Source organism: Methanococcoides alaskense (assembly GCF_027594145.1).
In the GTDB taxonomy this organism is placed as follows: domain Archaea; phylum Halobacteriota; class Methanosarcinia; order Methanosarcinales; family Methanosarcinaceae; genus Methanococcoides; species Methanococcoides alaskense.
In genome coordinates this window covers 104,463-130,098 of sequence record NZ_JAQFFK010000005.1, presented here as the reverse complement: position 1 = coordinate 130,098, position 25,636 = coordinate 104,463, and the positions used below count along the sequence as shown (strand labels likewise).

The 25,636-nt window shown below is 41.2% G+C and carries 24 protein-coding genes; 10 read left to right on the top strand and 14 right to left on the bottom strand.

All coding sequences use genetic code 11. The features are described 5' to 3' along the window. Positions 1-17 precede the first annotated feature (17 nt). The 5 genes from PBV53_RS08980 to PBV53_RS08960 all read right to left on the bottom strand — a co-directional run bounded on the left by PBV53_RS08980 (position 18) and on the right by PBV53_RS08960 (position 6,509). On the bottom strand, positions 18-1,220 hold the full coding sequence (locus PBV53_RS08980; protein WP_270096844.1) for a glycoside hydrolase family 57 protein: 1,203 nt from the start codon (positions 1,218-1,220) through the stop codon (positions 18-20). Continuing rightward, positions 1,217-2,347 carry a glycoside hydrolase family 57 protein gene (locus PBV53_RS08975; RefSeq protein ID WP_270096843.1) on the bottom strand — a complete coding sequence of 377 codons (1,131 nt, stop codon included), beginning with the start codon at positions 2,345-2,347 and terminating at the stop codon, positions 1,217-1,219. The genes PBV53_RS08980 and PBV53_RS08975 overlap by 4 nt, the downstream gene beginning before the upstream one ends. 59 nt (positions 2,348-2,406) lie before the next feature. Further along, positions 2,407-3,576 (bottom strand): glycosyltransferase family 4 protein, encoded by a 1,170-nt coding sequence (locus tag PBV53_RS08970; protein WP_270096842.1) that lies wholly within the window; start codon positions 3,574-3,576, stop codon positions 2,407-2,409. A 62-nt stretch (positions 3,577-3,638) separates the two neighbouring features. After that, a complete protein-coding gene (locus tag PBV53_RS08965; protein WP_270096841.1) occupies positions 3,639-4,628 on the bottom strand; it encodes a galactose-1-phosphate uridylyltransferase in 990 nt (329 codons plus the stop codon). A gap of 75 nt (positions 4,629-4,703) precedes the next feature. Next, positions 4,704-6,509 carry a glycosyltransferase gene (locus tag PBV53_RS08960; protein ID WP_270096840.1) on the bottom strand — a complete coding sequence of 602 codons (1,806 nt, stop codon included), beginning with the start codon at positions 6,507-6,509 and terminating at the stop codon, positions 4,704-4,706. A 203-nt stretch (positions 6,510-6,712) separates the two neighbouring features. On the opposite strand from PBV53_RS08960, the gene PBV53_RS08955 reads away from it, so the two are divergent. The 3 genes from PBV53_RS08955 to PBV53_RS08945 all read left to right on the top strand — a co-directional run bounded on the left by PBV53_RS08955 (position 6,713) and on the right by PBV53_RS08945 (position 10,890). Further along, positions 6,713-7,006 (top strand): hypothetical protein, encoded by a 294-nt coding sequence (locus PBV53_RS08955; RefSeq protein WP_270096839.1) that lies wholly within the window; start codon positions 6,713-6,715, stop codon positions 7,004-7,006. 636 nt (positions 7,007-7,642) lie between these two features. Next, complete coding sequence (locus tag PBV53_RS08950) at positions 7,643-7,810, top strand: hypothetical protein (RefSeq protein ID WP_270096838.1); 168 nt, start codon at positions 7,643-7,645, stop codon at positions 7,808-7,810. Between the two features lie 365 nt (positions 7,811-8,175). Continuing rightward, complete coding sequence (locus PBV53_RS08945) at positions 8,176-10,890, top strand: cation-translocating P-type ATPase (protein ID WP_438941553.1); 2,715 nt, start codon at positions 8,176-8,178, stop codon at positions 10,888-10,890. A gap of 67 nt (positions 10,891-10,957) precedes the next feature. Here the strand turns inward: PBV53_RS08945 and PBV53_RS08940 are convergent, their stop codons facing one another. After that, positions 10,958-12,004, bottom strand: a complete 1,047-nt coding sequence (locus tag PBV53_RS08940) for a calcium/sodium antiporter (RefSeq protein ID WP_270096837.1) — start codon at positions 12,002-12,004, stop codon at positions 10,958-10,960. 153 nt (positions 12,005-12,157) lie between these two features. Here PBV53_RS08940 and ribH point away from each other — a divergent pair, with 153 nt between their 5' ends. Further along, a complete protein-coding gene (gene ribH, locus PBV53_RS08935) occupies positions 12,158-12,574 on the top strand; it encodes a 6,7-dimethyl-8-ribityllumazine synthase (protein ID WP_270096836.1) in 417 nt (138 codons plus the stop codon). A 50-nt stretch (positions 12,575-12,624) separates the two neighbouring features. Continuing rightward, positions 12,625-13,767: a pyridoxal phosphate-dependent aminotransferase gene (locus tag PBV53_RS08930; RefSeq protein WP_270096835.1), complete on the top strand. Its 1,143-nt coding sequence runs from the start codon at positions 12,625-12,627 to the stop codon at positions 13,765-13,767. Positions 13,768-13,820: 53 nt separating this feature from the next. On the opposite strand, the gene PBV53_RS08925 is transcribed toward PBV53_RS08930, so the two are convergent. From PBV53_RS08925 to PBV53_RS09620, 4 genes are all read right to left on the bottom strand, one after another. Beyond that, positions 13,821-14,252, bottom strand: a complete 432-nt coding sequence (locus PBV53_RS08925; protein WP_270096834.1) for an FAD synthase family protein — start codon at positions 14,250-14,252, stop codon at positions 13,821-13,823. 84 nt (positions 14,253-14,336) lie between these two features. Continuing rightward, positions 14,337-15,146 carry a DUF1638 domain-containing protein gene (locus PBV53_RS08920; protein WP_270096833.1) on the bottom strand — a complete coding sequence of 270 codons (810 nt, stop codon included), beginning with the start codon at positions 15,144-15,146 and terminating at the stop codon, positions 14,337-14,339. Positions 15,147-15,545: 399 nt separating this feature from the next. Further along, positions 15,546-17,138, bottom strand: coding sequence for a sodium:solute symporter family protein (locus PBV53_RS08915; RefSeq protein WP_270096832.1), 1,593 nt, complete (start codon positions 17,136-17,138; stop codon positions 15,546-15,548). Between the two features lie 3 nt (positions 17,139-17,141). Beyond that, positions 17,142-17,261, bottom strand: coding sequence for a symporter small accessory protein (locus PBV53_RS09620; protein WP_333482269.1), 120 nt, complete (start codon positions 17,259-17,261; stop codon positions 17,142-17,144). 532 nt (positions 17,262-17,793) lie between these two features. Between PBV53_RS09620 and PBV53_RS08910 the strand changes: the two genes are divergently transcribed. The 3 genes from PBV53_RS08910 (at position 17,794) to PBV53_RS08900 (ending at position 19,792) form a co-directional block, all read left to right on the top strand. After that, positions 17,794-18,714 carry a mechanosensitive ion channel family protein gene (locus tag PBV53_RS08910; protein WP_270096831.1) on the top strand — a complete coding sequence of 307 codons (921 nt, stop codon included), beginning with the start codon at positions 17,794-17,796 and terminating at the stop codon, positions 18,712-18,714. Between the two features lie 274 nt (positions 18,715-18,988). Continuing rightward, entirely contained in the window at positions 18,989-19,240 is a 252-nt protein-coding gene (locus PBV53_RS08905; protein WP_270096830.1) for a hypothetical protein, read from the top strand. A 267-nt stretch (positions 19,241-19,507) separates the two neighbouring features. Continuing rightward, positions 19,508-19,792, top strand: a complete 285-nt coding sequence (locus tag PBV53_RS08900; RefSeq protein WP_309740246.1) for a cupin domain-containing protein — start codon at positions 19,508-19,510, stop codon at positions 19,790-19,792. 243 nt (positions 19,793-20,035) lie between these two features. Here the strand turns inward: PBV53_RS08900 and PBV53_RS08895 are convergent, their stop codons facing one another. Both PBV53_RS08895 and PBV53_RS08890 read right to left on the bottom strand, forming a co-directional pair. After that, the gene (locus PBV53_RS08895) at positions 20,036-20,560 is read right to left on the bottom strand and encodes an O-acetyl-ADP-ribose deacetylase (RefSeq protein WP_270096829.1); all 525 of its coding nucleotides are present in this window, start codon (positions 20,558-20,560) and stop codon (positions 20,036-20,038) included. Between the two features lie 44 nt (positions 20,561-20,604). Next, complete coding sequence (locus tag PBV53_RS08890) at positions 20,605-21,861, bottom strand: GntP family permease (RefSeq protein ID WP_270096828.1); 1,257 nt, start codon at positions 21,859-21,861, stop codon at positions 20,605-20,607. A gap of 48 nt (positions 21,862-21,909) precedes the next feature. Between PBV53_RS08890 and PBV53_RS08885 the strand changes: the two genes are divergently transcribed. After that, positions 21,910-22,995, top strand: coding sequence for a (Fe-S)-binding protein (locus PBV53_RS08885; protein ID WP_270096827.1), 1,086 nt, complete (start codon positions 21,910-21,912; stop codon positions 22,993-22,995). Between the two features lie 46 nt (positions 22,996-23,041). Here the strand turns inward: PBV53_RS08885 and pyk are convergent, their stop codons facing one another. Continuing rightward, positions 23,042-24,475: a pyruvate kinase gene (gene pyk / locus PBV53_RS08880; RefSeq protein ID WP_270096826.1), complete on the bottom strand. Its 1,434-nt coding sequence runs from the start codon at positions 24,473-24,475 to the stop codon at positions 23,042-23,044. A gap of 89 nt (positions 24,476-24,564) precedes the next feature. Beyond that, positions 24,565-24,822, bottom strand: a complete 258-nt coding sequence (locus PBV53_RS08875; RefSeq protein WP_270096825.1) for a hypothetical protein — start codon at positions 24,820-24,822, stop codon at positions 24,565-24,567. Positions 24,823-25,186: 364 nt separating this feature from the next. Here PBV53_RS08875 and PBV53_RS08870 point away from each other — a divergent pair, with 364 nt between their 5' ends. After that, the gene (locus PBV53_RS08870) at positions 25,187-25,384 is read left to right on the top strand and encodes a hypothetical protein (RefSeq protein WP_270096824.1); all 198 of its coding nucleotides are present in this window, start codon (positions 25,187-25,189) and stop codon (positions 25,382-25,384) included. The last annotated feature ends 252 nt before the right edge of the window (positions 25,385-25,636 follow it).

The following is a 25,636-nucleotide window of genomic DNA, read 5'->3' as shown; positions in this document are numbered from 1 at the left end:
TATCTCCTTTTCAAGGATCATTCTTTATCCATTTCAGCCAGCTTCCTGAAAACACAGGTTTTGAAATCCAATAATGCTGCAATGAAATTTATGGCTGCATCATAGGGTGATGTATGGATACTGAAATACGAATGTACATCTCCATCTCCTAACCATTTTGTACTCATGTAGTAATAGTGATCAGATGTAAGAAGGTGCCTCCATATGCTGATGAGCTTGGGGTCATTCGTTCTTTTCACATAAGGTCCAAGCATTTTTGCCTCTTCGAAGCATCTACGCTGCATGTCGTTACCAAGCCATGCACTCGTATCCCTCTCCAGATCTGCCCATGAGATCGTGTTAAAGTCTCCGACATCTACCTCTCCTACCGGTTCGTACTTCTCGACGATCTCAGAAGGAGTATTGAACTCAAGACCTTTGTCAAGGACCTCACCCGGTAAAGCCCTGAGGAAATCAAAGATACCTGAGTCGGACCATTGATGCTCACCAAAGGTCTCGTAATCCATGAAAATGTTCATACAATCTCCTTGTTCCATGGACGCCCAGTTTGCCCACTTGTCAGCAGTCAATGGATACTCTTCCCACCATCTCGCTGAGAAACGATAACCTATGTCATCACTCATCTTATAGTTCCTGAGAAGAACGGGTAGACCACAATCCTTTGCCTTGTAGACATAATTAGGGGATCGGGTATCCAACAGCTGATCAACCCCTTCTGTAAGTATGGCCTTGTAACCCATGGATGAGACGGTTTCCGCAATACTGTTATTGTAAAGGAGTTCCGTATTCCTGAAAACCTGTGGTTTTACACCAAGCAGGTCTGAAGTAAGCTCATGATGTTCCAGGACCTCTTCCCTAAACTCGTTCTTGTCATCGAAAAGACCTGCAAGGGAATGATAATTGGTCTCATCGAGAAATTCCACCCGTTTTGAGTCTGCAAGTTGGGTGAAAATATCAAGGACATCAGGATTCCATTTTTCGCACTGGCTTAGAAGAGTTCCGGTTATTGAAACACTGAACTTGAAATTGCCTTCATGCTGGTCAACGAGTTCTGCCAGGAGGGTCGTGGCTGGAAGGTAGCACTTACGGGCAACCTTCTCGAAGATACTCCTGTTTATTGCAACATCGAAATACCTTTCAAACCCTTTAGAATCATCCGGCCAGAACCATTTCAAACGATACGGCTGATGGAGCTGGAAGTACATGCATACGGATCTCATACCTTCACCTCCAGTATTGCGCGTTTAAAGTCCGAAAGTGCGGAGAAAATATTGACTGCCTTTTCATAACCGAGATTCTGGTTATCAGACCCCATCTCCAGCAATATTTCGCTTTGCTGCAAGTATCGATAGATACAGTTCAGTTTATCATATTCAGGAGCACCTTTTTTGGACTGGAGGATCTCACCGATATTGATCAGTTCATGCAGGTACAGGTGCTGCGGGTGATTGCCCATCAAATTATGCATCCCATAGCGAGAAGTGGACTTGTTCATGATAGATGGAAGTTCCTTTGTCTTAAAGTTCTTCAAAGCTTCTTCAGGTGTTATCATGGAAATTCCATATTTCTCAAAACTTGCCGGAAGATCAATGAGGAATTGAAGTATATCGCTCCTGTTCTGCTGATGGGAAAGGATAGAACTGTATTTGAAATGTAATGTGGTCACATCGCCTTCCATGTTGGCTATCCATGAAGCAAATTTATCAGCTATCAAGGGGTAGCTTATCCATTTCTGATCTGAAAAACGGATCTCTATATCTTCACTTAAGGGTATGTGACGCAAGAGCGTCGGTATATGATTATCATAAACCTGATTAGGATCATTTCCATACAATAGATTCTCCGAACCTTCTGAAATAAGGCATTTGAACTTCATCTCCTTAAGGATCGCACTGAGCTCCTTTGTAAGGATCAGTTCAGTATTGATGAAGGTCCGGGGATTGACATTGAAGATCTTCTTGATCTTATCCCGATGCATGGTGACCTGTTCCTTAAATTCCTTATTATCAGGAAAAAGGGATGATATAGAATGATAATAGGGTGATGCTGAAAACCCGGCACCCCTGTCTTTTAGCTCCTTGAATGATTCTATTACAGCAGGATTCCACTTACATTGATCTAAAAAGATGCCGGATATATCAAAAGTATACTTTGCACCGTTATCTATGGAATCCAGCAAAGCTTCATTCGTACGGATTATCTCCGGGACATTTTTTTCTAAAGCAGAGTACATTTTGGGCTGATCAAAATATGTTTCGAATTCCGGAGAGCGATAGCCCTCCGATGGCCAGTACCACTTTAGCACACAAGGAAGATGTACTTCTGAACAGATGCAAACCGACTGCATTCCCAAGCCTCCTATTTTATTATATTATTGATGGCATCAGCACTATTGATAGCCATAATTTAGTTTTTGAGAGCATCAAGGTATGCTTCACTTGTATTTTCTGCGATCTTGAGCCAGTTATATTTAGTCTCTATAAGCTCTTTACCGGTCTTTCTCATGCTGCCATTGGAGAGGTCATCAAGTACGTACTTTATGCCCCATGCAATGGAATCCGGTTTTTTGTAGACAAGGATACCATCTACGAAATTATCGATTATTTGGACAGCATCTGTTGCAACGATGGTCCTCTCAGCATCCCACCCTTCAAGGACAACAATTCCAAAAGGTTCGTTCCTGCTTGGAATACAGAGAATATCACATGCATTGAACCAGTCCTTGGCTCTTTCATCATCTACATACCCCAGGAAATGGCAATTGTCTGAAACTTTTTCAGCATTTGCAAGAGCTTCACAGGGAGGGCGCATTTCACCTTCACCAATGAAAACGAATTGAGTGTCCCAGCGATGATCCAGCACTTCAGGTATAGCTTCAACAAGCAGGTCCGGACCTTTTTGGTAGCTCATACGTCCTATGAACAGAACAACCGGTGCGAGAGGATGGATACCTAATCTTTCTTTCACTTCACCGGCATCAACATCCTTTTTTATCTTTCCATGGAAGATACCGTTTGGAATGATCGAGATCTTCTCGTCGGGTATCTGGTACAGGAACTTGATCTCATCGGTAAGTTGCTGTGATGTAGATATGACCTTCGTAGCCTCATATCCAGCTTTCCATTCCCTATGGGATATTTCCTCGGCTTCCCACCAGTTTCCATGTATGTTACCATTACGTCCCCATTCTGTACTGTGATATGTGAACATAAATGGTATACCAAATTCATATTTGATCCTTGAGACCACATTGAAAGGATGCCAGTCATGTGCATGTAATATATCGAACTTGCCATATTCCTTCGTAACATCAATGAACTTCGAGTACATTGAATCACACATGCTATCCATTTGCTGAACAATGCCTCCTGAGAGAGAATGGTCTACTCTATGGTAGTGAACTCCATTGACCTCTCCATATGGATCCAGTCCATTATTTCTGGTAAATATGTGGACTGAATGTCCGGTCTTCGCAAGAGCTTCAGCAAGTTCGGAAACATGCGGAGCTATACCACCCACTTTTATCGAATGTAAACTCTCCCAAGAGAACATACCGATCTTTAAATTTTTCCCCATTTTCTTTCAAATCCAATTAGTTTATAGTATTCGTTAAATATTTAGATTAGTACTTAAAAGTATCATTCAGAGCCATCCTGAAAATTACCCTGAAGATATTTCACAGCCGTTTCCGGAGGCATTGTATTAATGTATACTTCGGTATTTTTCTCAAAACCCGCTGCCTTCGTTGTAACCGGTTGAAGCTTCAAGTTAAAGTGATATCCAGGTTCATCTCTTAGCTGATAGAACATGTAATTATAAGGAATCTCACCCATATTGTCCCGGAGACATGAAAGAGCAGAACGTATTGCTTTTCCCAGAGAGTCCAAGTGGTCCTGATCAAAACCTGAGATATGATTTATATGCTCCTTAGGCAAGATCCACAGCTCATACGGGACCTTTGAGCAATAAGGTGCTATAACCGTAAAATGCTCATTTTCATATAAGAGCCTCTCACTTTTGCTTTCTTTTTCTACGATGTCACAATAAGGACATCTTGAAAAGGATCCAATGACCTTCATCTCTTCCACTAATAGCGGAGGTTTAATGGGCATCGCTATTAGCTGAGAATGGCTATGTTCCAGAGACGCACCGGCCTTTTCCCCCCAGTTCTTAAACAGTGAAACGTATTCAACATTATCGATGCCTTCGTAGTGTATTACACGATCCTGATAGACCTTCATAAGTAATGCCATCTCTTCATCTGAAAGATCAGGGATCACATTCTCATGCGTAGGTGTTTCAACTATAACTTCATGAAAACCATAACCTGGAAGTACCTCATGGTCAGAATTAACTTCACCTGCATCCGGAGCAAGTGCAGGATAAAGATTTGGCATACAACGCACATCCCATCCTGTTACTCTTGAACTTTCGGAATCTTTCAGAATACTGCCATTTTTATAAACAGCAGTTGCAAGAGGTGTTTTATCTTCTTCCCCGGCACAAAAAACACACTTATTGGAGGCCTTTTCTTTCTTTTCTGATTTGAACACTGAAGGTCTTTTACTTCTTCCTGGTGCTATTATGCAATATTCATCCAGAAAATAGTGCTTGCGTATCTCTGACATATTTCCCATCATCCCCAATACAGACATATTTATTTTCTTTTCATAAGAACAATACTTTTTTAACATGTACAGATATTATTTTAATTTTGTACCTGTAAGCATCTCGTAGTATTGCTTAGTAGGCTCCTTCCAGTTCATCTCCTTAGCAAGGAGATTTGCTTCCTGACAGAGGAAGTTGTATTTTGTTTTGTCATCAGTGTAAGTGTCTATGAAGTAATCCAGGGTAAGTGCATAATCTGCTATCGTTTCAAGATAGGCAAGATCGATATTATCAACCACCAGTACCCCACCCATACCCATCACCAGACGCTTGGCAGTGCTTAACGCATCACTGAATCCACAAACCTTGCTGACAATGCTGGGAGTTCCTTCCTTTCCAGCTTCAAGACCAGTCAACAGAAAAGGCTCGTATCTTGAAGGGAATATGCCGGCAATACAGCCAGCCATGAATTCATCAACATTCATGTTGAAACCGCCATCATGGTCTGACAACCACTGGGGGTAAAGAATAGCAGAAACATACCTGTCACCATTTGGAAGTTTGGAACATTCAAGTCCCCTGTTCTCGATCATATTTTGGATCCGCAATTCTTCACCGATCAGTATATCTTCATTGAGCATGATCGGGAAATTTTCCGGCAGATTTGTTTTTGGACCATGAGCAGTTATGATGAAACACACGACCCTGTAGTTATTATCAAGCCTACCAGCTTCGATCTCGATCCTTACCATCCTGTCAAGAAGAAGAAGTGAATCCAGTAGGTCAGGATAACCTTTATTTTCAATTTCGATCCGTGATATAGAGAATATAGGAATTATCTTTTCCGGCAATAGCTCTACACTGTGATGCGTATTATAAAGTTTACTGGCAGTTAATTCCTGGATCTTAGTACGGCATTTTAACTTTTTATCCAATAGTTCATCGATGTCCTCTATCTCAAGATCGATACCATTCCTTACAACAATGGAATCAATGCCATAGAACAATTTGATCTCTTTTTTTGTAGAATCTCCTACTGCAGTTACAACATCTGCATATGAGGACAACGACTCAAGAGTTACCATATTCTTTGGAGCCCCGTCACCCAATGAACTATCATTTTCACGTATTTTCTTTATAGAAAGATGTCCTGCAACTCTTCCTGGAATAGTTGCATGATATGTTGCAACTGTATTGATAGTAACACCTATCTTCTTGAGTCTGGCAATTGCATAAAATACCCCAAACTCGTGGCAGTGCAGTGAAACATACAATGTAGGCATCAAAGAACTGGCAAATTCGGATATCAGTTTATCTTTATAGGCACCGGCAGTCTCTTCCCTGAGAGATACTAGAGTATGAACAAATTCAGATATTGCATATGAAAGATTAAGATAATGTGTATATTCGGTCCTGTTCCCCAGATCCTCAAAAGATAGGGAATCGAGACCAATGAGGTCATAAGCTTCAGCCTTGATCTTATTTTCCAGACAAATATGTTCGCCTTTATATTCAACGACCACTCTACAAAAATCATTGGTCTTGAACATCAAGTAAACAATTTCTATCCCTTTGATCTGTATGGCTCCAACAACAAGTTCAATACCTTTTACCTTGAGTTCTTCAATGATCATTGAAAGTTCTTCATCGGGAACAAAATCATCAAATTCAGTCATGTCTGTGATACGATTCAGACCTTTGTTCCAATCCGAACCACTATGCCCATAATAAGAACCCACAACGAAGATCCTTGGAACCGATTCCTCTTCGATGGTACCGTCTTCAAGCATTTGAGCAAGATTCTTTACTTCCGCATCAATAACATTCCATATACCGCCCATCTTATTGGACTTCGGACCAGCTTCTTCACCAGCGATAATAATACACTTACGTTCGATCAACCATTAACCCCCGAACTTATTAATCGTCTATAGAATTAGCAGGAACACTATATTAGGTTTTGTAAAGATATTGGCTCTGTGGAGAGTCTAAACCAAAATATACACACGATCTGGCTAAAAAACCTAAATTAAAGCTTGAAACTTACAATATTAATTTTAAATAGAAGAATAATTTTTTATCTGTAAAGGTCAAAATTACTAATATGGTTCCCAAACTTTATTTGTATTCCTTTGGGCTCTGGTTGCTTTTCATAATACCTGCTATATTAAATGGCATATCAAGAGGGCTTTATGCACCATATACTGGTGAACTTCTTGCCCACCCGATAAGTTCGGTGATCTTCAGCGCGGTCATATTTACAGTTACCTATATTTTCCTGAAATATTCAGGTATTTCGGGGAAATCTGTACAGTTCATCTATGTTGGACTGATGTGGTTGTGCCTGACAATATGCTTTGAATTCCTCTTTGGACACTTTGTCATAGGCCACTCCTAGGATAAATTGCTATATGATTACAATATCTTCGAAGGACGTATCTGGTTACTTGTGCTTTATTGTAACAGCGACATCCCCCTGGCTTGCCAACAGGATGCTGTCCTAAGGTCAGGCAGGAGCCTGATATCACAGATACTGGTATTGGGCTTATCAGGGGATATTATCAGTAGTATATTGGTCCATTATTTCTTTACTACTTTAAGCAACCTAACGATCTCTTCTTCATCTATCTCTTTCAGGGAAATACCTTTATATGCTTCATTGTTTTTCCTGTGCCGTCAAAAAGTTATTTCTCTTTTTCTGACAGACCATCAATTGAAAAAACCATGTTCAAATGGTCTTTGAGAGCAACAAGATAATATTTACCTTCATACCAGGGAACCCCCAGTTGTTAGAATAATTTGGTCCAATTATAAGATGGGAATGAGGAACTATATAGCTAAGTATCCCGGGAACCAGAAATGACTGTGGGCCGATCAGAGTAGTTGATCATTCCAATATGCTTAATGGCTCTCATTTAATCTTGCAAATAATGCTCTACTCCGAAACATTAATAAATGATTAATCGTTATAGATGTGTGCAATGATTAACCGTGATAGATACGCATTGCCCATAAAACCAGGAGAAAAGAAGAAATGGACACATACTACGCAGGTTCTACAATGGATGACGAAGACAGTATCCTTGAATGGACAAATAGAGGACTTAAAATTGATGGAAACGGAGCATTCATTGCCACCCTTACAGTATCAATTGCTCTGATGGCCTTCCTCAGACTTTCATCTTATGCTAGCCTCTTCTAAGTAAAGGAGCCTTCCGTAAGACCGGAAACTTCTTTACTTCATCGCCTTTTTATTAGCCTCTACTTTACAAATTTATGATCACAAGTAACTGATACCAATTCCACCCGAAAATATTCAAATATGTTTCATGGGCTTGCACTTTTTCTATACCATAAATATGATTCATGAGCTGTGCCCGAACTCGTTTTATTGCTCATGATAAAAACAACTACGGTTTTAAATTGAAAAGCTGATCTGCTGGAAGCTTACCTCTTTCTAAAAAATACCCCGAATATTTTAACCCTGTAATTTGCTCAGATAGAACAATCTATATCCTATTATTACAGTTATATCTACAAATATGTTGAGAGTACGGGGGTAACATTATACTCAACAATAAAGGTCCTGATTGCGAGACAAAAGGCGATGAGCATAGCATTTCTCTTGAAGATTTTCTCAAAAGGTTCGATGCTGGCATCGAGGGATTAACAACACGTGGAGCCTTAAAAAGGCTGGAGATCTGTGGAAGGAATATTTTTGAGAATATAGGGAGCGAATCAGTTCTCAAAAAGTACTTTAAGCAATTCAACAATTTTTTCTCGGTCCTGCTTATTGCAGGGGCTTCGCTTTCCTATGCAGCAGAACTGCTTGACCCTGGAAAAGGCAACTTGTACATCGCCATTGCGCTTTTTGGAGTTGTCATTCTCAATGCCACGTTCACCTTTATACAGGAATATCAGGCAGAACAGATAATGGCGAGTTTTCGCCAACTTATACCCCCTGTTGCCAAGGTCCTGAGAGATGGAGAGATAAAGGAAATATTGGCACCCGAACTAGTTGTCGGGGATGTCATATTCATTGAAGAAGGAGACAAGGTCCCTGCCGATGGCCGGCTCATTGAAGAGAACACTTTGAAAGTGGACAATTCGTCATTGACGGGGGAGGCTGAGCCACAGTTACGCTCCCTTGAATGCACCCATCCAAATATACTCGAATGCAGGAATATGGTCTTCTCAGGAACGCTTGTATTGACAGGGAACGGAAAAGCCGTTGTTTATGGAACTGGGCACAATACACAGATGGGAAAGCTTGCAACCCTGACGGAACAGACAACATCAGTTGAAACACCCCTTCGCAAAGAGCTCAATAATTTCATCAGGATCATCTCAATAATTGCAATATTTCTCGGAATATCATTCTTTACAATCGGCTTTGTGACACAGGATCTGTTCCTGTTAAATCTCATTTTTGCAATAGGTATCATAGTTGCCAATGTCCCTGAAGGATTGCTTCCGACTGTGACCCTGTCCTTAAGTCTGGCTTCAAAAAGAATGGCAAAGCGGAATGCACTTATCAAACGGCTCGAATCTGTGGAAACCCTTGGATCGACCACGGTCATTTGTACGGATAAGACCGGAACACTGACCCAGAATAAGATGGCCATACATTCAATGACCCTGGGCTTTGAGCAAATTGATGTGAGCAACGGGGAAGTTCCACCAGACATTCTAATGAAAGTAGCAGTACTTTGCAATAATTCAAGGCTCGTTGAAGGACCTTCGAGATATAAGGGAGACCCCACTGAAGGTGCGTTGTTGATGTACGCATCCAAATTTGCTGATATTGATCTGATGCGGGAAAATAATACTCGCTTGAAGGAGTATTCGTTCGACTCCCTGAAAGAAAGAATGCAGGTAATTTACCATACTTATCCGGGTGAACAGGAATCCTACCTGAAAGGCGCAACTGAAGTTGTTATTAAAATGTGCGACCATATCCTGATGGACGGGGACGAAGTACCTATTACCGAAGATGACCGGAACAAGCTCCTTGATATGCATTTGAAGATCGCTGGAAGAGGTGAACGTGTGCTTGCTCTTGCATATCGCAGGGCAGATGAGGAGATCGAATACGACACAGGTTTTACATTTATCGGTTTTGCCGGTGCGGTAGATCCTCACAGACCTGAGGTCAAAGATGCTATTCACAAATGTCATCAGGCGGGAATTAAAGTAGTGATGATAACAGGAGATCATCCGGTAACTGCCCTTTCCATTGCAAAGAACGTTGGTTTTAGTAGCAATGGCCATGAGCCGGTGATGATCACAGGTGCTGAGCTGGACAAATTATCAATTGATGAACTTTCAAAAAAACTGAAGGCTCCGTATATTATATTCGCACGAACATCCCCGGTCCAGAAATTGAAGATAGTACAGGCGTTTCAGTCAAGAGGAGAGATAGTGACCATGACCGGGGATGGTGTAAATGATGCTCCTGCAATAAAGAACGCAGACATGGGTGTCGCCATGGGAAGCGGTACGGATGTTGCAAGAGAATCTGCTGACATGATACTTCTTGATGATAATTTCGCCACTATCGTCAATGCGGTGGAAGAAGGAAGGACAGTCTTCGATAACATCAAGAAGTTCATTGCCTACATCCTTACAAGCAACATTCCGGAAATACTGCCATTCATTGCATTTGTCCTCCTTTCGATACCCCTGCCCATGAACGTGCAGTTGATCCTTGCCATCGACCTTGGTACAGATATACTTCCGGCACTGGCACTGGCTGTTGAGAAGGGGGAAGGGGACATAATGAAGCGTCCTCCCCGCTCAAAATATGAAAGGCTCCTGACACCACAGGTACTTTTGACATCCTATGGAATGAAAGGACCCATCGAAGCCCTGGCAGGCTTTACCTGTTATTTTGCAGTACTTCTGGATGGGGGCTGGACCTGGGGACAGGCCTTGCTAAGCAATGATCTTCTCTACAGACAGGCCATTATGGCGTTTTTTGCTGCGGTCATAGTCTGCCAGATAGCAAATTTGCTCGTATCCCGTACAAGAATTGAGTCTGCACTATCCAGGAATATGTTCACGAATAAAATGATACTACTGGCGGTAGTGAGCGAATTAGTGATACTTTCCATGATAATGTTCCATCCATTTGCGAACAAGATATTTGGAACAGCACCGTTCTCAATGGAATATCTTGTACTTGCAATGCCTTTTGCAATATTGCTGTTCGTGCAGGATGAGATAAGGAAATATTACATCAGAAAGGGGTCATTGCTTGCAAAGACTTTCCTGAAATGGTGAGCAGGTCAATATATACTGTAATTTGACCGATCGACCAATAATTGAAAAGTTAATTGAGGAGGAATGCTCAGATAGCTAGCCCGAAACTGAACAACAATATCAGGAAGATCAAATACAGCAAGAGCAATGCCATTCCTTCTATTTTCCTGATCTCCCAGTGAGTGTGGATGAACCATAACAGAACAACACTGATCATGATCATGAACGGTATCGTGAACATGATGCTTAATCCTGTTATTTCAAGAGGGAACACGAATGCAGAGATCCCCAGTACCAGAAGGATATTCGTTATGTTGGAACCGATGACATTCCCAATTGCAATGCTCCCATAGCCTTTACGTGAAGCAGATATTGTCACCATTAGTTCGGGAAGGGAGGTACCGACTGCAACCAGTGTGATACCGATGAAAGTGTCAGGGACCTGAAAGAGCTGCGCAAAGAATATTGCTTGCTCAACAAAGTATTTCGCACCCAACATCACTGCAATTCCACTAAAGGCAATGATAAAGAGATCTTTGTAGAGATCACTATGTTCCTTTTTATTTTCTTGTTCTTCACCGGAGTTGTGGTTATTGATCCCTGTTCGTATACGCTGGTTCATGGTCTTTACATATTTGAATTTGACGAAATAAGTTATAAACTCCTTAAAGTAGGATTTACCTTCGTATTTTGATGTCTCTTCGAACAAAAAGAAAATATAAGCTACATAGAGAAGGATAAGAATGGATGCTTCAGTTCTTGATAGTTGCAGATCAAATGCAAGAACTAAGAAGAGAATGAATGCAAAAAGCATGATGTAACCATCCCTTTGTATCATCTGTGAATGGGTCTTCACCTCCGAGATGATCGCAGCACATCCAACTATAAGAGCTATGTTTGCAATATTTGAACCTACAACATTGCCTATCACGATACCACTTGAATGTGAAAGTGACGCAGCCATAGAAGAAGCAAGTTCAGGTATAGAAGTTCCAATAGCAACAAGTGTCAAGCCAATGATGAACTCTGAAACTCCGAGCTTTTTTGCAATGGAAGATGCTGAACTGACAAAAATATCCGAGCCCTTGACCAGCAGTATCAGACCTATGAGCAGGATAACAACATTTGATAGCATCAACTGTTACTTAAAATTATTCCTATTTATCGTTGTGTATGATAATCTTAAATAATAAGATTTTGATGTTATAATAGCCTATACGTATATTTATATGCAAGATTGATGTTTAATAAATGAGAGAATTTAGTCATTATAAAGGAGTTAAATGCTTTGAGTGATAGTGAAACTATTAGATTGGGATTTGTAGTAGCTGAATTTAACAGAGACCTGACTTACCAGATGGAACTTATGGGAATTGAACATGCAAAGTTCCTTGGTGCAGAAGTTACAGAAACTATCCTTGTTCCTGGCGTTTATGATATGCCTCTTGCTATCAAGAAGCTTTGTTTGAAGGATGATATTGATGCTGTGATAACCATTGGGATCGTTATCGAAGGTGCCACCAAACATGATGAGATAGTCGTACAGCAAGCAGCAAGGAAGATAATAGACCTTTCACTTGAATACGACAAGCCGGTGACACTTGGAATAGCAGGACCGGGAATGACACGTATGGAAGCACATCAGCGTGTAGATTATGCAAAACGTGCCGTTGAAGCTGCGGTGAAACTGGTCCAGCGTCTGTGATATTTGAGCTATACTTGAGTTAAAGACGAATCTTTAAAGAGTGATCTGAAATGCCATCCTCCAGACTTGAACGTGTTGAAGAATCGGCAACGATTAAAATCGCCAATGCTGCGAACAAGATGAAAAGCGAAGGTATCGACGTCATCAGCTTCAGCCTCGGCGAGCCTGATTTCAACACACCTGACCACATATGTAAAGCAGCAGCAGATGCCATGTACCGCGGTGAAACTCATTACGCACCTTCCACAGGGATACCTGAACTGAGGGAAGCCATCGCAAACAAGTTGCAGACAGAGAACAAACTGGAAGTAACCTCCGATGACGTGCTCGTCACACCCGGTGCAAAACAGGCTATCTTCGAGATCATGATGTCAGTTCTCGATGATAACGATGAAGCTATCCTTTCGGACCCGTCATGGGTATCCTACAGCCCCTGCATCAAACTCGCAGGTGCAAACCCCGTATGGGCACCAACTGACCCCAAGAACGGTTTCATGCCATACGGAATCGAGGAGCTCATCACGAACAAGACAAAGCTCATCGTAGTGAACTCACCATGCAACCCCACAGGTGGAGTATTTGACAAGGAAAAGCTCAAGACCATTGCAGACCTTGCCATAGACCACGATCTTCTGGTGTTATCGGATGAGATATATGAGAAGATCATCTACGACAAAAAGCATATCAGCATGGGTTCACTTGACGGCATGCATGAACGTACCATAACGGTCAACGGATTCTCAAAAGCATACGCAATGACAGGTTGGAGACTAGGTTACTTAACAGCAATACCTGAGCTCATGAAAGGGTTCAGGAAGATACACTCACACTCCGTAAGCAGTGCGGCCACTTTCGCACAATTCGGTGGTGTTGCTGCCCTTGAAGGTCCACAAGAACCTGTCAATGACATGCTCAAAGAGTTCAAAGCAAGACGTGATATCCTCATCGATGGACTGAACTCCATTGGCATCAAATGCAAAAGACCGGACGGAGCTTTCTATGCATTTGCCGATGTAAGTGAATTTGGCAACGGCGATACAGTAGCTGAAAAACTGCTTCAGGAAGCACGCGTAGCCGTAACACCTGGCTCAGCATTCGGAGTCAGTGGAAAGGATTTCGTAAGAATATCCTACGCAACATCACAGGAAAGGATAAAACAGGCACTTCAGAGGATAGAGGAAACACTCCTCTAAATCTCACATCTTGTTCTTTTCTACTTTTTTTCAGACGGTTTTTGAGAGAGCTTTCATTCCTCATTCTGTCCGTACCTTTCAAGTACTCTTTTAATAATTCTTCCACTACTACAAAGTTCACATTTCATCGCATCATCGACACGTACTACCTTTGCTTTAAAGCCCCTCTCACCCAGACTTTTTTGAAGCTCACCGGTATCGAAGAACTGGTCATGTCCCAGAACGATGATATCAGGGTCTATCTCTTTTAAAGGCTCAAAGATATCACTCTCACTTCCAAGAAGTGCTTTGTCCACGACCCCGAAAGCACTTATCATCTCAAGTCGCTGTCCTTCAGGAACAATAGGTCGTGCCTTGTGCTTTATCATGGAATCCCTTGCAACAAGGACATAAAGCTCATCGCCTAAACTACGTGCCTGTGTCAAGAAAAAAACATGTCCCGGATGCAGAAGATCAAAAGTTCCCGTAGCAAGTACTCGTGTCAAGAAATATCACCATAGTTATACATAGCTTAATTTTGCTTTAATCATTGACAATATCCTTAATAACAGTATGCAAAAGAAGAATGCTCAATCGAGCTTTTCATGATGGCCTTCAAGAATTTCATCCCTGAAATCACGATAACATCTCTCCACAAGGTCAAGGGTACCTTCAATGTTCAGAATATCGAACTCGAATATATCAGCAAATTCCTTGACGATATTATCGAACTCCTTTTCGTAATGCAGACCGGTATTCAATTTCGCAACTTTTTTGTAGCCAATAGAATCGAAAACCCACTTTGAGGTTTTAACATCAGTAGGGTCTTTACCAAAACCTCCGGCAACGAGCATATCTCCCCAATTGGCTGCCCACATAGGAGTAAGGAAGAACGTACCTACACCCTTGAAACTCTTAAGTTGTTCAAGATATGCATCCCTGCCACCAAGTACAGCTCCAATGCAATCATCAACGATCTCGCCATTCTCTTCCTTAAGGATATAGATCCTGCAATCCAGATCACCAAGATCTTCCTCGATCTTGCCAAGAACATTTCCACAAAGCCCGTAGAACAACAGGACACCATCCGAAAAGTCGGCCATGTCCTCAACTGCTTTATATACCTCAGATTTAAGGTTTTGAGGTATAGCATGCAGAGCGAACTCAAGGATATTGATGATAAAGCAGTATTTGTCCGCACAATTGCCCTTGTAAGCAGAGTTCAGGGATGTTGCAGGAACAAGTTTGTAGGACATTCCGACACCATCAAGCTTTTCCACCAGACGGGAACAATCCTTGTTCTCCACCACAATAAGCTCATCTATAAACGGATCGTTCTCCACCAGATGGACGATCTCATCTTCGAACATCCGGCATCCAATAAGACTCATTACAGGCATCTGTTATTCCTCATACAATAGCTGGATAATGTTGATCATCGGAAATATGTGAACTGCCACCCATTAAAATGAGTGACTTCTTGTTTCATTGATTACCTACTGGAATCACCACGAGCTTGAAATGGGGCAGTCCCTGCCCTACTATGTCTTCGTTCCTATCTCGATTCGGCTTTACATGTTTCGAGCAATAGCGACACTTTATCCACGACCTAATTCGCCTGTAGGTAGACATATATTTCCATTGATTGCTTGGTTCTCATAACCAGTGACTACTGGGACATATGAACTAATGGTATATATATCATTTTAGGATGAATAAGGGTGCCTATCATTTGAAAAAGGTACAAAGAAAGAGGCAGCCAAATGCTGCCCAAGATCGTATATTTAAATGGACTTAGATCAGAACTTCTTTCCATAACACGCATCAAGGTGTTCCTTTGATGGCTGTTTTGTCAAAAGACTTACACTCACTGCAGCTACCATTGCAAGAGGAACGGCAATAAGAATTGGGTCAACGACTGTCCAGGTACCTGTAAGTAAAGTATCGGTTCCAAAAAGAGCCTTGCAGATGCCAAGAGGTGCTGCTTCCTTTACATGCACGAATGTCAGCCAGAACAGGCTGCTGAAAGTGCCTATGATCAAACTCGCGATTGCGCCTTCTTTTGTCATTCTTTTCCAGAACAATGCACCCATATACATAGGCAGGAAAGCTGCTGCACAAAGTCCGAAGAAGATAGCGGTTGCCCTTGCAATTATGCTGATAGGTAGAATGTATGCAAGTATGACACTGAATATAATGGTCACAATGATACCTAATTTGGTAACAGTAATAGTATTACCTGCATTCCCTTTCATGAGGAACTCACGGTAAAAATCATGTCCTATAGCTGTTCCCATTGTGTGAAATTGTGAGCTTAATGTGGACATCGCCGCTGCAAGTAAAGTTATCATGAAAAAGATAACGAACAATTCAGGCATTGCGCTGTTAATGTATTCAGGCATGATAACGTCCAGATTCCCTTTTGCAACATCGATGGAGATCATTTCCACCTTATTGAAGAAATGGACGTTTGAAAGACCACCTACAATGTATGCTACGCCTGCCATCATAAGAATGAACGGACCGCCTGCGAAAACTGCTCTATTAAGAGATTTCTTACTATCGACTGTCATGAACCTGACAGCAAGTTGTGGCTGTGCCAATACACCAATGCCAACACCAAGAATGATGGTTGAGACCATTGTCCACCAGATAGGAGAACCAAATACCGGCATTGCGGTCCAGCCCTGATGACCACCTGCTGCAAGAGATTCAGGAACCATTGGAGCAAGGTTCGTAAGTGCCTGATGAGCTTCTACGACACCACCGAGCTTAGAATAGGTCAGTACCAGAAGAATTGCCATTCCAACAAGCATCAAAGTTCCCTGAAGTGCATCTGTGTACATGACAGCAAGCAGACCACCTGTAATAACATAAGCTGCTACGATGACTATCAGGATAAGTACTGCAATATTGTAATCTATTGAAAGTGCGGTTTCCATGAACCTTGCACCGCCAATAAGGACGATACCTGCATAGAGAGGCATAAAAAGGGCAATGAGAGCACCGGAATAACCTTGAATGAAACGAGACTGGAAACGCCTTCCGAGAAGTTCAGGGAAAGTTACAGCGCCAAGGTTCAAACCTATCCTTCTGGTCCTTGCACCAAATACCACGAACGCTATAAAGATACCCACAAAGATATTCATGAACACAAGCCAGAGAGTTCCAAGACCAAGTGTTCCCGTCACTCCTCCAAAACCGATGATAGCTGCTGTACTGATGAAAGCAGCACCATAAGAAAGAGCAAGAATATAAGGATTTACGTTCCGTCCGGCAAGCATGTAGTCATCTACATCCTTCGTCCTTTTGTAAGCCAACCAGCCACAATAGAAGACTGCAAGAAGATATACAAGAATGAAGATACCAAGCGTTGAAGTATTTACCGCCACTTATCACCACTCCTCACTTTCTTCTTCGTTCCACCTTAAAAGACCATACACCATACAACCCAATGCACTAACAATGCACAGTATGTATGCCAACCAGATTTGAGGATCATCAATTCCTAACATAATTATCACTTGCCATTTTTTGCCTGATATATGCTACCATATAACACACACTGATGTTGATATCTGTTAACAAGTACCATACATTAATGTTTCGAATTTTTTCTTGTAAAATGATATAATTGAATGACTAAAAAAAGACATCAATGGAAATAAAAGTACATCGATGATTTAGAACGAGCAGCCTCGCATTACATATAGATCACAAAAAGAAATGGAAGAAAATGATCCTGTAAAAAACTTATATTCTAATTATGACACCATTTCTTTGTTAAAGTACAAGTTATGCAAACTTCACCTTTTGATCTGATAAGAAATTCTACAGAAATAGAAAGACCAGCTTTTAACTCAAGAGATTTAGCCTATTTTTAATATATTTTGTTTTAAATCACTATACGAAATATTTTAGGCAGAAGCCTTAAATACAAACATACTAAATTTAAATGAGGAGTGGTGTAGGAGAGATATTTGGTTTTAGAACATTTCTTCTACAAAATAAATAAAATAAATAAATAATTATATGGGGGAATATATAATGGTAGAATCACCTATACTGGGAAGTATATTTGGAATGGTAGATCAATTCATTGCATTTATTCCGACACTTGTCGCTGTCATAATATTGATGATAGTAGCATTGATTGTCGGGAAAATACTTGGAAAGGTCGGAGCAAAGGTCCTTGATAAGATAGGTCTGGAGGACCTCATTGATAAAACATTCTTAGGTAGTATGATCAAAAGAACTGGATCGACCACCGTGGCAATGTTTGACAGCATAATCAAATGGTTCATCTACATCATATTTGCAGTAATTATTATAGACATACTGAAGATACAGATAGTGGCAGATTTCCTCGCCCAGATCATATTATTCTTGCCTCTTGTAATATCGGCAGCGGTAATTCTTATAATTGGATTGCTTATCGTTGATTTCCTGGCAGGACTGGTAAAAACGATCTTGATAGCATCAGGTATTGATGAAAAGATCGGAAGCAGCGGCATCGGAAAAGGTCTTGAAGCAGCAAATTTGAAAATTTCGGGAATAATTGCAGGTATTATAAAAGCCTTTGGGTACTTGATCTTCATTCTGGCAGCTTCTAATATTCTTGGATTGGATGTTGTATCTAATTTCCTGGCATCTATACTCAATTACATACCCAGTTTATTTGCAGGTGTTCTCATACTGATAGTTGGACTATTGGTACTTGACCTCCTTACAGATTACCTAAAAGGTATAATGGAAGGAATGGATGTAGAGGGAAGTAATGTTTGGATTCCATTACTCAAGGGATTCCTTGCACTGGTACTAGTATTACTTGCACTTGATACAATGCTGATCGATACAAGTATCTTCTATCTGCTGATAGGACCACTGGCATGGGGATTAGCTGTTGTAGTAGCTTTCAAGTGGGGAATCAAAGATGCACTTGTGGCATATGCCAAAGAGAAGAAATAATCCCCACTTTTCTTTTTTTATTTTTAGAAAAGCTGATAAAACTTAATATCGGCTAAATAGTTGATCATTATCCGGCTCTGTAGAAAACCTATCCAAATCAACAGATATAGCCTGGAATTGGGATTATATTCCAACATCATGTCACACATTCCATAATATTTTCAAATCGGATTAGTGTCCGAATATCGAGGATTTCTACAGAGCCCATTATCCTACAACTCAGAAATGGTAATAAAAAGCTATCATAACAAACAACAGATATTTATAACAATGAATGATATTGTTGCACAACTTTTTAAATATAATAAAGGTGATTAATATAAGCGAAAATGGAAAACACGGAGTTCCAGCATTACTATCATTTTTTGTACCAGGCTTAGGGCAGATCATAAAGGGAGAAATATTCAAGGCTATAGGTATATGGGTAGCACTGGGTATCAGCGGACTATTGACATTTATTGTAATAGGCTTTGTACTTGCCCCTATAATCTGGTTATGGCAAATATATGATGCCTACAACAACTAATTGAGGGGATTGTACTATCCCCCAATGACATTATTTCCAGAATTTTTTGCATAAATCCCTTAATTAATGTTTCAAAGTTGAGCTCTGTAGAAATTCTCAATATTCGGATAAGAATTCAATTTGAAAAGATTATGGGATGTGTCACATGATGTTGAAATATAATCCAAATAACAGCCTATATCTGTTGATTTTGATAGGTTTTTTGCAGAGTTCATTATCGTATAACAGCAAATTAATTACCAATCCGATGATGCTCTGATCACATGAATTACAGATGATCTGGACGTTAATTACAGCATTGCACACGTAATAATCAAGCCCGGCAAGTCCATTGAACCTCACATGGTGAAGAACCCGGAGGTCTATTATGTTCTTGAAGGTGAAGGTTTGCTCTACATAGAGGATGTGCCATTTGAGCTGAGCAAAGAGAAGCTTGTTCACATACCTGCGAATTCAAAGCAGCATACGGAGAACACCGGGACTGTTGACCTTGAGTTCTTGGCTATAAACCAGCCTTCTTGGGCAGAAGAGAACGAGGAAATGTTGGAGTGATCCTTTGATCCACCATTTTTAAGAGTTTGATCTTAGCTTATCTTGCAGCATAGAATCTTATATTTGATATGAGATCGCTCACATCTTTTATTTCATTTTTTATCGAATTAATGATATAATGCCACTGTTGTAAGCATGTCAAATTCAACTGTTTTCTTAGAACAATAAAAATATTCAAAAACAAATGGGAGAGGGATGAAAACCACATGGTAAATATCCCTTTGTAATTAAATGTGAGATAAATCAACTCCCCAAAACTTCCTCAAGAGCATCCGAATAGCTCCTGAAAGCATCCTCATTAAAACAAACAACAAATACCTTCTCAATGGTCCCATTCTTCTCAAGAAAGCCAGTTATCTCACGCATGGCTATTTTCGCCGCCTTCTCCACAGGAAAACCATACGCACCTGTACTTATAGAGGGAAAAGCTATCGTTCTTACACCGTTATTTACAGCGACCTTCAGAGAGTTACGGTAACATTTAGCCAACTTGTTGTCCTCACCTGAAGCGCCTTCTTTCCATATCGGACCTACCGTGTGGATGACATATTTTTCAGGAAGACGATAGCCTGAGGTTATTTTAGCCTCACCTGTCAGACATCCATCGAGAAATCTGCATTCCTCAAGAAGTTGTGGTCCTGCAGCCTTATGTATAGCACCATCAACCCCACCGCCGCCAAGAAGAGAATTATTGGCAGCGTTCACAATGGCATCAACGTTCAGTTTTACAATATCATCTTTAGTGACCACTATTCTTTCCGAAAGCATGTATCATTGTTGGAATTCATAGGAATTTATAGTTATCCTTAAACTCATGCGAACATGAACAATATCATAGCACAGCAAAATATAAGGAAGCCTGCACCTGCAAGAGGAAGCGTGAACCTGCGTACAACGGTTGGTATGCGGTCACCTGTGGAACGCTGTATCAGCCAGAAATATGGGTCACTGACATAGGAAACTATCAAAGTGCCAGCACTTATCATAAGGATAAGCGGAACTGTCGGAACAGATGTGACGATATCAGTTCCTGCAACGATGGTGGACGTTATGACCGCTGTAACTATACGTGAACCCTGTGCCGTTTGGATCAGGACCGCCAGAACGAAGGGAACTACAACAACAGGGAACACACCATTGATAAGAGTAAAAACATCATCCGGAAAACTACTGGCAGCTATCACAAAACCAAGTGCTCCTGCACCGCACAGATCAAAGAGAATGATCCCTGCATTCTTCGTTCCTTTCTCAAGTGCGATCTTGCGAGGCTTTTCATCAACAAGCATCAGGGAAACGAACACGGATATCACAAGAGCGATATTGACATCGCTGATAATTGAAAGCGGGGAGAACAGATAACCAATAGATATCAGGATTATTGGTAATGCTATAGGCAACCAGACCTTCCACCGTGGTAATGCGAGCATAGCAGGCTCCACCAGACCCGAAAGTTCCGGAAGAGGATGTTGAGAAAACCCTGAAAGTCTTTTTGTGACCACATAGCCTGTACCCAGGAGGAACAGGGAAAGGGGCACAGTGATGAAATTGATACTGAAAGTATCCGAATTGGAAACTCCGAATGCCGTTGTCATGCTATAAACGACCGGTAATGGCAATATAAGCACAAAGGAAAGCACACTTCCAAATGCTGCCATGTAGAACAGTCTTCCACCTGAAGACTGTTCCTTTTCCATCTGTTCAATAAGCGGGAGCATTACGACATAACTAGTAAGACAGCACATCAAAGGAATGGAAAGAAGATAACCGACAACTCCGGCTGCCAGGTCAGGAGCCTTAATGGTGCGTTTTACATCCTCGACTATCTTTTCTATAAAATGACCATGCCTTAATAACTGTGCAATGACCGCACCACAATAGATGGGGATACCCAGAAGTGAAAAGATACGTCCTGCTCCACCTGTCACATACTGTATGAGCCAGTCCATTCCGCTGAAAGTCCCAAAAAGGAAAGCTGCTGCTATAAGGGTCAAGAACGGAGTGATATGATACCGAATGGTAAGGACACTGATGAAGATGATCGTGAGAACAAATAAAAGCAAGGATTCCATACGAGATTTGATGTATCAGGACATATATGATAGCATCGGAGCAATAATATGGATGAAGATCTGCTTGCCGTTAGTTATTGTATAGACTGTGGAAAATGTAATGATGTCTGTCATATCGCAAAGGTCACGGACAACAAATATACACCCCGATCGAAGATAATGCTTTTACAGAAACTTATCGAGGGTGATGAGCTTGATCAGGACGAGGTGGACGATGTTTATCTTTCCACCAGATGTGGCGCCTGTGACGATATATGCCCCATGAGCATTCCGATCACCGATATCATTCAGAGGGAAAGGACGATACTGGCAGAACAGGGAAAGGAACCTGTAAGAACATCACAGATATGCAAGAACATCATCGAAGCCGGAAGCCCCGGAAGAAAGGATACCACACTGAGGAACTCGTGGATAAACGATGAGATCGAGCTTTCCGAAACATCCGATGTTGCTTATATGGCTGGCTGTTGGATAGCATTTGCACATCAGGATATCGCCCGCTCCACCATCAAGCTGCTCAACAAGGCAGGTATCACCCCAAGAGCTATACCCGAAGAGAAATGCTGTGGTCTTTTCCTCATTGACAACGGTCATATGGAAGAAGCAAAGGAATACGCCAAAGAGTATGTCGAATATATTGAATCTCTCGGGATCAAAAAGATAATAGTTTCATGCCCGGGCTGCTATATTGTCCTGAAGGAAGAATATGCCAGGCTTTTCAGGGAACCTAAATTCGAAGTGGTCTATTCTCTTGAATTGTTCAGGGATCTGATACAGGAAGGCAAGCTCGTCCCCAAGGCATTGGACAGAAAGATGGGTGTACGAGATGCCTGTGCAATTCTGGAAATGTCAGATATTCCAAGAGATATACTAAGGTCCATGCAGGTCGAGGTCACGGAGATGTTTGGCGGTAAACACGGATGCTGTGGAGGACCTGCAGGTGTGAAACCGAACTTCCCGGAGATATCATCAAAGGTCGGTATGATAACAATAGAAAAAACAAAGGATTATCCTGACGGTGTTGTCGCTTACTGTCCGTTCTGTTATCATCATCTTGAGGACGTATGCCAACAAGAAGAAAAGGAGTTCAATATAAAGGACATTACTGAACTGCTTTTGGAGAGCGTTCTTTAAGAACGCATCTCCCCCATGCAGAACAAATAATTAAATGATCGAATGATCATTCGAGCAAATGCTCGATCTCGATTATTTTCAACAGGTTGGTGCCGCCAGAATAGCCTTGTGTCAGAACGATCGTGTCACCGGACTTGCCTATCCCTCTGGACAGGAGGGCACCAAGCACTTTCTTTTCAAGATCGTCACTGCCATCGGATACAGAAAGCGGATAGACACCGTAGGAATATGCCAATTGTTCACATGTAAGGTCAAGATGGCTCATGGCGATTATCCAGTTCTCCGGCTTAAAGCGTGAGATACGCCTTGGAGTGGCCCCGGAGTAAGTGGGTGTAACTACAAATTCGATGGATAATTTACGAATTGCATCATAGACCTGCAATGAAATGACATCACTTATACCCATCTCAGTCTCACCAATGGCATCCCTGATGTTCCCCATTCCACTACCAGTACTATCACGCCATGCTTCAGTCTTTTTTGCGATCCTGACCATCGTATGAACGGCCTCCAACGGATACTTACCAACTGCTGTTTCTCCAGAAAGCATGATAGCATCGGTTCCATCAAGAATAGCATTTGCAACATCCGTAGCTTCGGCACGTGTTGGTCGCACGTTATCGGTCATGGATTCGAGCATATGAGTAGCGGTTATCACCGGAATTCCACGTATATTGGCCTTATGTATCAGTTCTTTCTGTACGATGGGAACTTCCTCTATTGGAATTTCCACACCGAGATCACCACGTGCTATCATCAAAGCATCGGTAGCGTCCATGATGTCATCGATATTTTCGACCGAGGGACCTCTTTCTATCTTTGCCACAAGGAATACTGACCTTCCTTTTTTAGCAGCATGATCCCTTATCTTCTGTATGTCGGAACCCTGCTCGATGAACGAGATACTGAAGCAGTTCACTCCCTCTTCCAATGCAAAATCCAGGATCTCAAGGTCCTTTTCAGTGACAGGATCAAGCAAAAGATCGATCCCGGGAAGATTCACGCCCTTGTGGGATGAGAGCGGACCACCTACGATCACTTCACATTCAGCCTCATTGCTACAAATGCCACTGCACCTCATCTGAATGAAACCATCATTGAAATAAACATCAGACTTTTTGGCGATACAGTAAGGAAGCTTATCAAAGTCCACCGGAATAAGGTCCTTTGACCCTACGATCCTGTCAGTTGTCAGTTTCACCTTATCCCCCTTCTGTAAATATATAGGGGAATCTTTGATCTCGCCTACACGTATCTTTGGTCCCGGAAGGTCTGCCATCACCGAAACAACAACGTTGAGCTCATCACACAGCTTTTTTATCAGCCTTATAACTTTGCTATGGTCCTCGAAACTACCATGCGAGAAGTTGATCCTCGCCACGTTCATTCCTGCAAAGATAAGCTCACGCAGCATTTCTTCCGAAGAAGAAGCAGGTCCTATAGTACATACGATCTTGGTCTTGTGGTCCGGCAGATTCATTTATCTCACTGCTTAATTATTAACCGGCTGACTTAAAACATTACCTTTTTTAGAAGGACTATAAAAAAAGAAGGGAAAAACAAATGAAATTATTTCAACTCTTCAGTATCAGCAGAATAGACAATTGAATCGCGGGCGTAAATACCCCGCTTTTGTGAAGGATTTGCATCGAAAAGCTCTTTCATCTCATCAGAATGCCCTATAGATCTCTCATTAAGCATATTGATATAACTGGTCAGTTCAACGATCTGTCCATCCAGATCAGCTATCCTATTATCCTTCTCATCCAGCTGGCGCTTAAGCTCATCTATCTGCTTCTGGATCTGCTTGAATGGGTCATTTTCCATATAGAATACCTCTTAAGAAATTATGAACGATAGATATCGTAATTGTAGTGTGATTTAATGGCTACTGAACTGATAAAGGTTATTGTGGAAATGAGATTCTTGCATTCCAGATACCTTTTCATAATTGAAATAGAGATATTTCTTTAAGTAACACATAAATTTTAGACAGAAGCCATAATAAGCCTAATAGAACTAGGACCTTTGCTATATCAATGCTTAAATCTACCACCCCGATCAAAAGATTGGTCTTTTGGCTTAAATGACTACTGTTTTGAGATAGGTGCATTTGAGATATTGGTAACTACACCATCAAAAACCAGTAAATATTTCAACTTCCTTTAGATATAGTAAATGGGGGCTATCAATGAAAGATAAAAAAGACAAAAAGGAAGAAGATATCGAATTACCTTCATTGGATGATGAAATCGAAAGCTGGTGTGAAATATCCACTGAAAATTCCGATAGCAAAAGTGCTGATGACCTTGTGATCGATGAATGGTGTAAGGGTCCAGAAAGCGAAACTGATACAAAAAAAGCAACTGAAAAGAAAGATACAGAATAAAGCCTGTTGAATTTCTTTTATTGCCCATATACAGAAATCCTTATTTTTACCCTTATTCTTATTTTTTTCACTATCCACCCTTAACAAATTTGAGTTTTCAAGATCTCTTCGATCCTTACAAGAGGTTCTACAAATCCTTTTATTGGAGTTTGATGCACTTATAAAGGGGAATATTACCGTTTTACATTGCATTGTAATTACGATCAGAGTGGTAAAAAATGAAGAATGGGCACATATTAAAACTAACTATTA